The sequence below is a fragment of the Paraburkholderia translucens genome (assembly GCF_020881035.1).
In the GTDB taxonomy this organism is placed as follows: Bacteria; Pseudomonadota; Gammaproteobacteria; order Burkholderiales; family Burkholderiaceae; genus Paraburkholderia; species Paraburkholderia translucens.
On sequence record NZ_JAJITC010000010.1, the window covers coordinates 98,725 to 109,932 of the forward strand.

11 protein-coding genes and 1 pseudogene are annotated in these 11,208 nt (G+C 64.8%); 7 read left to right on the forward strand and 5 right to left on the reverse strand.

The window, feature by feature from the left end; all coding sequences use genetic code 11:
- The first annotated feature begins 22 nt into the window (after positions 1-22).
- From LJ655_RS19480 to LJ655_RS19490, 3 genes are all read left to right on the forward strand, one after another.
- Positions 23-601, forward strand: coding sequence for a copper-binding protein (locus tag LJ655_RS19480; RefSeq protein WP_230562857.1), 579 nt, complete (start codon positions 23-25; stop codon positions 599-601).
- Positions 602-829: 228 nt separating this feature from the next.
- A complete protein-coding gene (locus LJ655_RS19485; protein WP_230562858.1) occupies positions 830-1,825 on the forward strand; it encodes a hypothetical protein in 996 nt (331 codons plus the stop codon).
- 11 nt (positions 1,826-1,836) lie between these two features.
- The gene (locus tag LJ655_RS19490; protein ID WP_230562859.1) at positions 1,837-2,166 is read left to right on the forward strand and encodes a hypothetical protein; all 330 of its coding nucleotides are present in this window, start codon (positions 1,837-1,839) and stop codon (positions 2,164-2,166) included.
- 17 nt (positions 2,167-2,183) lie between these two features.
- Here LJ655_RS19490 and LJ655_RS19495 read toward each other — a convergent pair whose 3' ends face one another.
- Both LJ655_RS19495 and LJ655_RS19500 read right to left on the reverse strand, forming a co-directional pair.
- On the reverse strand, positions 2,184-3,383 hold the full coding sequence (locus LJ655_RS19495) for a sensor histidine kinase (protein WP_230562860.1): 1,200 nt from the start codon (positions 3,381-3,383) through the stop codon (positions 2,184-2,186).
- An 8-nt stretch (positions 3,384-3,391) separates the two neighbouring features.
- Positions 3,392-4,339 carry a LysR family transcriptional regulator gene (locus tag LJ655_RS19500; protein WP_230562861.1) on the reverse strand — a complete coding sequence of 316 codons (948 nt, stop codon included), beginning with the start codon at positions 4,337-4,339 and terminating at the stop codon, positions 3,392-3,394.
- Between the two features lie 106 nt (positions 4,340-4,445).
- Between LJ655_RS19500 and LJ655_RS19505 the strand changes: the two genes are divergently transcribed.
- Complete coding sequence (locus LJ655_RS19505) at positions 4,446-5,321, forward strand: aldo/keto reductase family oxidoreductase (protein WP_230562862.1); 876 nt, start codon at positions 4,446-4,448, stop codon at positions 5,319-5,321.
- Positions 5,322-5,380: 59 nt separating this feature from the next.
- On the opposite strand, the pseudogene LJ655_RS19510 reads toward LJ655_RS19505, so the two are convergent.
- Positions 5,381-5,650 (reverse strand): annotated as a pseudogene (locus LJ655_RS19510) (LysR substrate-binding domain-containing protein); the annotation flags it as partial.
- Positions 5,651-5,772: 122 nt separating this feature from the next.
- Positions 5,773-8,148, reverse strand: a complete 2,376-nt coding sequence (locus LJ655_RS19515; RefSeq protein ID WP_230562863.1) for a glucose/quinate/shikimate family membrane-bound PQQ-dependent dehydrogenase — start codon at positions 8,146-8,148, stop codon at positions 5,773-5,775.
- Positions 8,149-8,462: 314 nt separating this feature from the next.
- Between LJ655_RS19515 and LJ655_RS19520 the strand changes: the two genes are divergently transcribed.
- The 3 genes from LJ655_RS19520 (at position 8,463) to LJ655_RS19530 (ending at position 10,371) form a co-directional block, all read left to right on the forward strand.
- Positions 8,463-8,738 carry a hypothetical protein gene (locus LJ655_RS19520; RefSeq protein WP_230562864.1) on the forward strand — a complete coding sequence of 92 codons (276 nt, stop codon included), beginning with the start codon at positions 8,463-8,465 and terminating at the stop codon, positions 8,736-8,738.
- 71 nt (positions 8,739-8,809) lie between these two features.
- On the forward strand, positions 8,810-9,367 hold the full coding sequence (locus tag LJ655_RS19525; protein WP_230562865.1) for a DUF4142 domain-containing protein: 558 nt from the start codon (positions 8,810-8,812) through the stop codon (positions 9,365-9,367).
- 632 nt (positions 9,368-9,999) lie between these two features.
- The gene (locus LJ655_RS19530; protein WP_230562953.1) at positions 10,000-10,371 is read left to right on the forward strand and encodes a DUF2795 domain-containing protein; all 372 of its coding nucleotides are present in this window, start codon (positions 10,000-10,002) and stop codon (positions 10,369-10,371) included.
- Here the strand turns inward: LJ655_RS19530 and LJ655_RS30120 are convergent.
- Positions 10,334-11,155, reverse strand: a complete 822-nt coding sequence (locus LJ655_RS30120) for a cytochrome d ubiquinol oxidase subunit II (RefSeq protein ID WP_268991580.1) — start codon at positions 11,153-11,155, stop codon at positions 10,334-10,336. The genes LJ655_RS19530 and LJ655_RS30120 overlap by 38 nt on opposite strands.
- Positions 11,156-11,208: the final 53 nt, after the last annotated feature.

Consider the following 11,208-nt stretch of genomic DNA (forward strand, 5'->3'; position numbering starts at 1 on the left):
ACCTTGCTCGAGGAGAACGCGCATGAAGAGAGCGACGATAGGCGCGGCGGTGATGCTCGCGGCAGTGGCCGCGGCCCAGCCGGCGCGCGCGCAGGGCGACATGGCAAGCGCACCGCAACAAGCGGTGTCCGGTGCGCCGCCGGTGCACATGACTGCGGAGGTCGTCGGCATCGATGCGGGCGACCGCGCACTGACGCTGAAGGGCTCGGGCGGCAACGTCGTCATCGTGCTCGTTAGCCAGCAGGCCGCCAGTTTCGACCAGCTGAAGATCGGGGACCGCATCGACGTGCTCTACAGGAACGCTCTGCTCACGAAGGCTGAAAAGGTCGGCGGCGCGGGCAAGGGGAGTCGCGAGCGGATCGACAGGCAAAGCAATACACCGGCGTCGGGCGGCTACGAGTCGGCGCGGCAGACCGAGGTGCTGGCGACCGTATTGAAGATCGATCGCAAGCAGCGTCTCGTCACGCTGCGCGGCGCGTATCAAACGCAGACGTTCGAAGCCGCGCCCGATGTCGATCTGAGCGACGTCAAGGTCGGCGATACCTTGCGTGCGGCGTTCGTGTCGGCTGCCGCGGTGGAGGTGACGCCGTTGGGGCGGTGAGCGGCCAGCTTCGCAGCCCCGTTCCCGGGGCCGGGTTTGTTTCCCCAATTATGTCGAATGATGTCGCGCTGCCGGCCAGATGCCCGCAAATCCTTGCCCGGCGGGCCTGCGCCACGGTGAAACAGCGCGACATATCTTCCGTGATGATTTCCGCGATGTGTCCTCCTATAGTCCGTTCGTCGCCACGCGGCATTGACGCAAGTGGCCCGAATCCAGCAAGGACACTCCGTGAAAAATCGTTCATTCGCAGGTTCCGACAAGGTTTTCGCTGACGTCGCACGCGGCGCGCTGCGCGCCGTGGTGCGCGGTGCGGCCGCTGCCGTCTTCGCATTCGGCAGCGCATCGGCATTCGCGTGGTCGGGTCACGGCACCGCCTATACGTCGCGCGGCGTCTATAACGGCGCGCGCTACGGCTCGTGCGGTGGCGGTAGCTGCTCGCATGCGGGTAGTGTCGTCGGCCCGTATGGCGGCTTCGCGAGCAACACCGGCACGGTCACGCGCACGGCGCCTGGCCAGTTCTCGAACTCGGGTACCGCGACCGGCCGCTACGGCAATTCGGTGCAGCACTCGGGCGACACGAGCTGCGCGGGCGGTTCCTGCTCGCATACCGGCACGTTGACCGGTCCGGACGGCAAAAGCGCGACGACGTCCAGCGACGTGACGCGCACCGCGCCGGGACAGTATTCGTCGTCAGGCTCCATCACGGGTTCGAACGGCAATACGGTCAATCATTCCGCGTCGACGAATTGCGCGGGTTCGACCTGCGCGCGCTCGGGCACGGTGACGGGCCCGGACAACAACAGCGTCTATCACTCGGGAACCGCGACGCGAGTCGCGCCTGGTGTCGTGACGACGTCGGCGAGCGTGACCGGCACGCAGGGCAACACGGTGTCGACGAGCGGCACGGTGGTTACGGGCGGCGTGGTGGTCGCTGGCGGGACGACGACCACCGGCGCGACCGTGGTCGTCGCGCCGAAGCCGGTGGTGGCCGCGCCGCCGCCGGTCGTCGTGCCGCCGCCGGTCGTCTACGCGGCGCCGAAGCCCGTCGTGGTGACGCCGCCGCCCGCATACGTTCCGCCGCCGGTGGTGTACGTGCCGCCGCCCCCGCCGCCGGCCGTGTACGTCGCCCCGCGTCCCGTGTATGTCGCGCCGGCGCCGCGGCCCGCCGTGTGGGTGCCCGGCCATTGGGTTGGGCGCGTGTGGGTGCCGGCACATTGGGCCTGATGATGAGCGCGGTGACCCGAATCAGCGCCTGCGTCGAAGGCAGGCGGTCGCGTCGCGCCGCGCGGCGCCTGGCAGCCGCGCTCGCGACCCTCGTCGTGGCGACGTGGCTGACGATCAATGCGTTGATGGACGCCAGCGATGCCAACGGCGACCTTCACGCGAACCCTGCCGCCCGCTCAGCGAGAGACTGTTCGGCGCGCTATGCCGCATTGCTCGACCTGGCCGAACTCGCGCGCCGCGACGGCAAATCATCCGAAGTGGTCGTGCGCGGATTGAGCGCACGGAACGGCGCGATGAGCGCGTGCCTACTGCAAGATCGTGGCACGCCTGCACCGCAATGAGATTGAAGGCTGCCGCATCAGATCGTAAAGCGGATCTCGAACGTGGTTCCCACGCCCTCGCGCGACGCAAATTCGATCTGCGCATCGAGCACGTGGCACAGCTCCTTGACGATGGCGAGCCCGAGCCCCGTGCCCGGAATGTCCTCGCCGGCCGCGCGCTCGAATTCGTCGAACACGCGATCCGCGTCGGCGGGCGGAATGCCGACGCCGGTATCGGACACGCGCATCGTCCAGTGTTTCGCGCCGTGCATCGCGAAACGCAATTCGACCTGCCCCGACTTCGTGTACTTGATCGCGTTCGTCAGCAGATTGACCGCGATCTGCTTGAGCTTCAGCCGATTCGACGTGACGACCGGCAGCGCGGCATCGAACGCGCTGTGCAACGCGAGCCCCTTCGCGTCGATCGCTGGCCGCATCGACGCGACGAGTTCGTCGAAGAGCTCGCGCAAATCGACGGGTTCGAGCACGAGCGGCGCCGAGTCGCCGAGCACGACCGAGTACTCGATCATCTGGTCGACCAGTTCCTTCATGTCGGCAGCCTGGCGGTTCGCGAGCGTCAACGCGGTATCAGCTTTCGACGGCGCTTGCTCGATGACCCGCAGCGCGACCGCAAACGTATTGAGGAAATTGCGCAGATCGTGCACGACGCTGCGCGTGATCTGCATCCGCGATTCGTGCATAGCGCCGACCAGCCGTTGCTTGCGCATCAACTCGTGATTCGCGCGTTCGAGCCGTCCCGTGTATTCGTCGATCTTTCGATCGCGTTCGCTGACCACTTCCTTGATCGACGCATACTTGACCACGCTGAATACGTCGGCGATCAGGCGCCGCGCGAGGCTCTCGTAGCGGCGCGTACACGCTTTGTCGCGTTCGATGAATTCTTCGAGCGCATCGACGAGCACTTGCTGAAAGAGGTCCAGTTCGCGCACCAGCTCTTCGATCCGGTAGCCCTGACGCCAACGGACCTTGCCGTGCTTTCTCCCATCGCGTTCGATCGACGTTTCGACGCGTTCCAGATCTTCTACATCGAGCGCGGCGCACACCTCTTCGAGAATCTCCGGCAGATGGTCGGCCAGTTGCTGATAGGTGAGCTGGTCCGCTTCCCCGAGATCGGGGTCGGTGGAGACGGCATGCATCCACTGCCGCGTCAGGCGTCCCTGTTCCACGCGGATGAAGTGAGCGAAATTACGCAGCGGGCTCGCGTGTGTGTCGGTCATGATGGATATCAGAATGAAGTTTCTACAACATAAGCGGGTGCCACGTCATCATTCAGTAGACCTGCCGAATCGGCCTTCAGGAAATCGACGAAGGCGCGCAACGGCGCGGGCACATGACGATGGCCCGGATAGTAGAGGAACGGCCCTGAAAAGCGCTGCCACCACGGTTCCAGAATCGCTTCGAGTGCGCCGCTGTCCAGGTGCGGGCGCAGCATGTCTTCGAACAGGTGGATGATGCCGAGGCCCGCGATCGCGCCGCTCACCGCGAGGTCGATCGCGGCGCCGGGCCGCACCAGCAGCGGTCCGGTCGGATTCAGTTGCAGCAGCTCGCCATCGCGCTCGAAGTACCACGTCGGCAGCGCGCCGCTCGCGAATTGCCCGCGCAGGCAGGCATGCGCAAGCAGTTCGCTGGGATGCCCGGGGCGGCCGTGAGCGTCGAGATAAGCGGGCGACGCGGCGGTCGCGAAGCGCTGCACGCGCGCGCCGATCGGCACAGCGATCATGTCCTGCTCGAGGCGCTCGTCGTAGCGAATCCCCGCGTCGCAGCCGATTGACAGCACATCGACGAAGCCATCCTCGACCACGACTTCGACGCGAATATCGGGGTACTGCTTCAGAAAGCGCGCGAGCACGTCCGGCAGCACGATGCGCGCGACGCTCGACGGCACGTTGAGCCGCAGCGTGCCGGTCGGTGTGTCGCGAAAGCCGTTCAGCACGTCGAGCGCCGCTTCCATTTCGCCGAACAGCGGCGTCAGTTTCTCCATCAGACGCAGCCCGGCTTCGGTCGGCGCAACGCTGCGCGTGGTGCGGTTCAGCAGGCGCAGACCGAGCTTCGCCTCGAGGCGCCGCACCGCGACGCTCAGACTCGACGCCGACACGCCGCTCACACGCGCCGCATCGCGAAAACCGCCCGCGCGGGCGACCGAAACGAAGGCGGCGAGATCATTCAGTTCCATGGCGATCAATTGTGCAGATTTTTAAACAACCCGTACACGTTAGACCGGTTTATTCAACAACGCAATCCGGTGATACTGCCGCTCAACACTTCACAAGGAGATCGTCATGCCGAACTTCAGCTCTGTCGACGCCTACGCACTCGCCGGCCGGCCGGTGCGGCGCATGGGCTATGGCGCGATGCAACTGGCCGGCCCCGGCGTGTTCGGGCCGCCGAAAGACCGCGAAGCGGCGCTGGCGGTGCTGCGCGAAGCAGTCGCGTCAGGCGTCGATCACATCGACACGAGCGATTTTTACGGGCCGCACGTGACCAACCTGGTGATCCGCGAAGCGTTGCATCCTTATCCGCGCGATCTGACGATCGTCACGAAGGTGGGCGCAGTGCGCGACAGCGCCGGCGCGTGGCTGCCGGCGCAGGAGCCCGCCGACCTCGAGCGCGCGGTGCACGACAATCTGCGCAATCTCGGGCTCGATGCGCTCGACGTGGTCAACATCCGCATGATGGGCAACGTGCACGCGCCAAGCGAAGGCTCGATCGAAAAGCAGGTCACGGCGCTCGCCGAGCTGCAACAGCGGGGTCTCGTGCGTCATGTCGGCCTGAGCAACGCGACGGCCGCACAGATTGCCGAGGCGCAACGCATCACGCAGATCGTGTGCGTGCAGAACCACTACAACCTCGTGCATCGCGACGACGATGCGCTGATCGACGCACTCGCCGAGCAGGGCATTGCCTACGTGCCGTTTTTCCCGTTGGGTGGCTTCACGCCGATTCAATCGTCGGAGCTGTCCGACCTTGCGGGCCGGCTCGGTGCAACGCCGATGCAGGTCGCGCTCGCGTGGCTATTGCATCGGGCACCGAACATTCTGCTGATTCCGGGCACGTCGTCGGTCGGACATCTGCGCGAAAACCTGCAGGCCGCGCAGTTGAAACTGAGCGACGAGGTGCTCGATCAACTGAATGCGATCGGTGCTGAGAAGGGCTGAGCTTCGGCTTCGCCATACGCGCTGCTGGCGGCAGGCGACGGCGCCATTGCGGCAGCGTATCAGACCGATGCCGCAATGAACTCCCGCAACGATTGATGCGCGGGATCGCGATGTACGCGCTCGTGCCAGAGGATTGCCATTTCGTAGCCCGGCACCTCGACTGGCGGCTCGACCATCCGCAGCGCGTCGGAGTCACGCGCGAGACGCGCGGGCAGCATTCCCACGAGGTCGGTGCTCGCGAGCACCGATTGTATGAACAGAAAGTGCGGCACCGACAGCACGACCCTGCGCGCGAGCTCCGCCTTCGCGAGTGTTTCGTCCATGTTTCCGTGAGGTTTCTGCCTGACCGTGCCATGTGCCTCGCGCTCCATGCCGATCGAACGTTTGCGCCGTTCGTCGCACCGGGCCCGGGGGAAGAGGCCGTACCGGCAGGGCCATTTCCAGGCGAAGCTCACTGATTCGGCAGCGCATAGGCGACCACCGAATCGCCGAGCTTCGTGCCGAACGAGCCGTGCCCGCCTGCCGCGATCACCACGAACTGGCGACCGTTCACCGAGTACGTCATCGGCGTGGCCTGGCCACCTGCGGGTAGACGCGCATGCCACAGCTCCTTGCCATTGTTGACGTCGTACGCGCGCAGGTAGTTATCGGCTGTCGCGCCGATGAAGGCGACGCCGCCCGCGGTCACGATCGGGCCGCCGAGCATCGGCATGCCCATCTTGAACGGCAGCGGAACCGGCGAGCTGTCTCGCGTGGTGCCAATGCGCTTCTTCCAGATGATCCGATTCGTCTTGAGGTCGATCGCCGAGATATAGCCCCATGCCGGCTGCTTGCATGGCAGACCCAGTGGCGACATGAACGGATTCAGCGTCACGCCATAGGGCACACCATATTGCGGCTGCACGCCCGCTTCCGTGCCGCTGCCCTTCGCGCCTGCCACGGGCTCCATCGGATTACCCGGGCCGCGCGGGATGAGGCGCGAGACGAACGGCAATGCGATCGGGTTGGCGATGGCGATCTGGCGATCCGTATCGACCGCGATGCCGCCCCACTCGAACATGCCGAGATTGCCCGGGAACACGAGCGTGCCTTGCAGCGAAGGCGGCGTGTAGATGCCGTCGTAACGCAGTTGGTGGAACATCACGCGGCAAATGAGCTGGTCATACATCGTCGCGCCCCACATGTCCGCACCGGTCAGATTCTTCGTCGGGCGATAGGTGAGCGCGGAGAACGGCTGGGTCGGCGAGACGTGATCGCCGGGCGCCGCGCCCTGGGGTACCGGACGCTCGGGTGCGGGAACCACCGGCATCCCGGTGCGGCGGTCGAGCACATACAGATTTCCGGTCTTCGCGGGTGCGTACACGACGGGGATCGCGACGCCGTCCTTGCCGGTGATGTCGGCGAGCGTGGGCTGCGCGGGCTGGTCCATGTCCCAGAGGTCATGGTGCGTGGTCTGGTAGAACCAGGCCAGCTTGCCCGTGGATGCATGCAGCGCAAGCATGCCGCTCGCATAGCGTTCCATCAGTGGCGTGCGGTTGCCGCCCCAGATGTCGGGCGTTTCCACGCCCATCGGCAGATAGACCATGTCGAGCTTCGGGTCGTAGGCGGCCGGCGCCCACGAATTCGGCGAATTCCACGTGTAGTGCTGGCCGGCACCGGGCATGGCATTCGGGTCTTGCGCGCCCGTGTCGAAGACCCACAGCAGCGCGCCCGTGCTGACGTCGAAGCCGCGGATCACGCCCGACGGCTCGCGGGTCGAGAAATTGTCTTCCACCGAGCCGGCCACGACGATGACCTTGCTCGTGACGACCGGCGGCGAGGTGGGCTCGTACATGCCCGCGGTCGTCACGGGCTGGTTGGTCTGGAGATCGAGGTCGCCGTTGTCGGCGAAGTCGCGGCAACGCTGGCCCGTTTGCGCGTCGAGCGCGTATAGATGGCCATCGTCGACGGGCAGGAAGATCCGGCGCGTGCAGAGGCCCGGCGCCGCGGCGCCAGTGGTATCGCCTCGCTTTGCAGAAAGGTCCGCGTAGGCAACGCCCCGGCAAGTCACGTGCTGAAACGACGGGTCGGCTTTCAGCTGCGGATCGAACTTCCACTTCAACTGGCCCGTCTGTGCGTCGAGCGCGAAGAGAATCTGATGCGGCGAGCACAGGTAAAGCATGTCGCCGATCTTCAGCGGCGTGACTTCGTTCGTGATTTCGACGGGGTCGTTCGGACCTTTCATGTCGCCGGTATGAAACGTCCAGGCCAGCTTCAGGTTCTTCACGTTGTCCGGTGTGATCTGAGCGAGCGACGAGTAGCGTGTGCCCTGCGGCGTGCGGCCATACGCCGGCCAGTCGGCCGCGTCGGTACCGCCGGTCGGCGCTGGAGCCGCCTGTGCGCTAAAAGTCCCATTGACGGTCTGCGGATCGTTGAAGGCCGCGTAGGCGAGCACGCCGCCCCAGACCACGAGAGCGCCGAGCAGCAAGCCCGCGGCCGCGCCGCGCGGCGGCACGAGCGACGGGCTCACGACGATGAGCAGCCACAAGCCAAAAATGATCAGTACGCCAGAGCGTGCCACGAGCGCCCACAAGTCGGGACCCGATTCCCAGAGCCCCCATGCAGCCGTGCCGACGAGCACCAGCCCATACAACAGAAAAGCGGCAGGATGACGTCGCCAGATCAACCACGCAATCACGGCCAGTACGATGCCGGTGAGCAGGTAGTAGGGCGACCCCCTGACTGCGAGCAGCCATGCCCCACCGACGATCAGATAGAGTGCCGTGAGCCCGCAGAAGATGACGGAGAGTGCGTTGAGAATGCGCCTGGAGCTGGACTGAGCGTGCATGATGTGGAAGTGTCGCGGTGACGGTTTGTAATGAAGGGACTCACCCATCGACGGCCACCCCAATTTCGGCACGGTATGCACGAAGGGTGCGCAACGTGGGGTTACAGATCATCTCCGGAGCCCCGAGAAAACCTGGCCAGCGTTAGCCGTGCCTCGGTCGCGCGCAATCCGCGTGCCATACGGATGATGACGATTCGAGCAGCAACCAGCCGTGCAACGTCGGTCCGGTAGGTTACTGCAGCGACAGCTCAGGCACATGCCATGCGCCAGAAGGGCAAAGCCGGCCGCGGAAGCGGACCGGCGAGGAGCCCAACATGCGCTTGCAGGCTATCGAGACAGCCGACTTCCTCGTGAGCTGGACCGTCATCAGGGATTCGGAAGGCGCTTTCCAGTGGATCGTGCTCGTGACCGAACGTTGCGGCGAGCAACGCACCGTCTTCGAGCGGCGCGGGACGTGCGGGCACGTATCGTGGAGCGACGCGCTCGACATCGCGGCCGAGCGCGCGCGCCGGGTAGCGGCTGCACTCGCGGAGCCAGGCCAGCGGACGATGAGTGTCCAGGGGCGCAGGCGGTCACCGGCTGCTCCATGATGAGCCGAGCCGTCGACCCCAGCGGGTACACGTCATGCTGTCCAAGCTCCATATCACTCGAGGAGCAGACCATGCAAGCTCAATTCCGGAGCGTTTGGCTCCCAGGCATTCAGACAATGAGCCGTATCCGTTTGGGGAAGGCAATAGCCGGCATTGCATTGATGGGAAGTGTTTCCATCGCGTGCGCCGCTCATGCAGACGAGCCGGGTAAGTTTCTAGGTGACGCGATCCAGGATGGCCGGGCCGAAATTCAGTCGTGTCAGCTCGCGTTGCGCACATCGTCTGATCCGTCCGTGCAAGCGTTCGCGAAGCGCATGATCGCTGACCATGAATCGCTGGATGCACGTATCGAGACTCTGGCTCAGCGCAAAGGCTACACGTTGCCAGATGGAATATCGATGACTCAACAGGCAACGCAGACTGTGCTCAAGCCGCTGACCGGCCACGCGTTCGACCTTGCCTTCATGAAGCACAACGTGTCGGACCATGAGGCCGATATCAAGCAGTTCAGCGAGGAGGCGCAAAAGGGTTCCGACGCGGACGTTCGCTCGCTTGCCGCCGGTGCGCTGCCTACGCTGCAGGAGCACCTGAAGCTGGCCGAGCAGACGCAAGCGAAAGTCAAACGTTGAGCGTGACGCGGGCCTCGGGTGTGCCGACGCATTGCGCCGTCAGAGAGCCCGACCGCACTCGCCAACGGGGACATGAATGTGTGACCGCTGATCCGCGTGTTCGCGGCACTGCGAATGCTGGCAGTTCATGCCATTGCCGCGAAAAGCAGGATCGGCCAACGTTCGCCTTGCAGATCGGGAGCACTCGGCCGAGTCGCTTGTCGATCCTTTTTGCCACGCCAGAGGAAGAGATTGTATGGAAAAGCAGCCATTCACGTACCGGCTCTTTGCGTCAGTTGTCGCGATGGCTGTCCTCGTAGTCTGCACCGGCTGCCATCCCGCCGGTAAGGCCGGCGAGGCGTCCAACGCTGATTCGGCGGCTGCTAGCTCGGCGTCATCGCCGAACAAGTAACGTCGTTGTGGCCGTCGAGCCGACGCCGGCAGTGCGATGCATGAGGGGCGCCGCGCAAGGACGCGCGACTGGTATGAGCGCTGACGGCTCGGTCTGCCCTCCTGCCATCGAGCACGACAGGCACGCGGAATGCGCATGACATGGGCCGCCGCAGCGCTGGTTGTCCCATTGCGGCTTGCGCGCACCTGCACGAGCTTTGCAGGCGGCTTATCCAACCTATGCCATCCATGAGGGGAACGAAATGCCAGAATCCGATTCGACCGCGGGCCAGCGTCCGCTGAACCCATACATCGACGTTCAAAAGGCGCTCAAGGGCGTCTCCTATCCGGCGGACAAAAACAGTCTGCTCGAAAGCGCGCGATCGAACGGCGCCGACGAGGACACGATGCGACGTCTTCAGGATCTGCCGGATCAGCAGTATCAGAGCCCGCCGAAGTGTCAAAGGGCGTCGGCAACGAATAGCGCACCGGCTTCAGGCCGCGCGCAGGAGCAGCTTCAGAACGCCTGCCACGGTCGCAACCACGACCACGCCGGCAAGCCACAGTGCCGCAAACCAGGCGAGGCGGCGCCACATTTCAGTGGTACCCCTCGCCCGCGCGCATCTTTCCCTTGAACACTGAATAGCCGTAGAGGGTATAGGCGAGAATCATCGGTATCGTAATCGCGGCGCCGACCAGCAGGAACAGCAAGCTGTCGTGCGGTGCGGCCGCGTCGCGAAAACTGATCGACGGCGGCACCAGATAAGGATAGAGACTGATCAACAAGCCCGCATAGCACAGCACGAAAATGCCGTATGAAAACACCAGCGGCAACAGGTGACGGCGCGCGGACAGGCTACGGAACAAGCCGATCGCGAGCAGCACGACCAGCACCGGCACCCATGCGGTGAACAGCAGATCGGGCCAGCGGAACCAGCGTGCTGACAATGAATTCTGCAGCATCGGCGTCCACAATGTGACGATCACGATGAGGGCGAGCACGGTCACGGCCATCGTGCGCGCATGACGCCGGCAGCGCTGCTGCAACCCGCCTTCGGTGCGCCAGATCAGCCAGCACGAGCCGAGCAGTGTGTAACCGGCCATGACCGCGAGACCGCAGCCCATCAGCGGCCCGACGATCGGGCCCGCGCGAAACGCAAAGCCTGCCCAGTTAGTGCCGAATTCATAGGACATCACGAGGCCCGACACCACGCCGATGCCGAACACGACCGCGAAGATCGTCAACCAGTATCGGTAGACGGCCAGATACGCCGGCTTGCGCGTGACGAGCCAGGCGCCTTCGAGCACGGCGAGATAGCTGGCGAGACCGATCGACATCGCGGGAAAAATGATGTGAAACGCAATCGTGAAGCCGAATTGCGCGCGGGCGAGTGTGACGGCGGTAATGGTCATCGACATCGTGGCACCTGGTGGGGCGCACTCGCAAGGCGGAATGCGCGATGGACCGTGCG

Excerpts from the sequence above, each read along its gene's own strand:
- LJ655_RS30120 (WP_268991580.1), bottom strand. The coding sequence starts at position 11,155 with ATGTCGATGACCATTACCGCCGTCACACTCGCCCGCGCGCAATTCGGC.
- LJ655_RS19530 (WP_230562953.1), top strand. The coding sequence starts at position 10,000 with ATGCCAGAATCCGATTCGACCGCGGGCCAGCGTCCGCTGAACCCATAC.
- LJ655_RS19495 (WP_230562860.1), bottom strand. The coding sequence starts at position 3,383 with ATGACCGACACACACGCGAGCCCGCTGCGTAATTTCGCTCACTTCATC.
- LJ655_RS19525 (WP_230562865.1), top strand. The coding sequence starts at position 8,810 with ATGCAAGCTCAATTCCGGAGCGTTTGGCTCCCAGGCATTCAGACAATG.
- LJ655_RS19505 (WP_230562862.1), top strand. The coding sequence starts at position 4,446 with ATGCCGAACTTCAGCTCTGTCGACGCCTACGCACTCGCCGGCCGGCCG.
- LJ655_RS19480 (WP_230562857.1), top strand. The coding sequence starts at position 23 with ATGAAGAGAGCGACGATAGGCGCGGCGGTGATGCTCGCGGCAGTGGCC.
- LJ655_RS19500 (WP_230562861.1), bottom strand. The coding sequence starts at position 4,339 with ATGGAACTGAATGATCTCGCCGCCTTCGTTTCGGTCGCCCGCGCGGGC.
- LJ655_RS19515 (WP_230562863.1), bottom strand. The coding sequence starts at position 8,148 with ATGCACGCTCAGTCCAGCTCCAGGCGCATTCTCAACGCACTCTCCGTC.
- LJ655_RS19520 (WP_230562864.1), top strand. The coding sequence starts at position 8,463 with ATGCGCTTGCAGGCTATCGAGACAGCCGACTTCCTCGTGAGCTGGACC.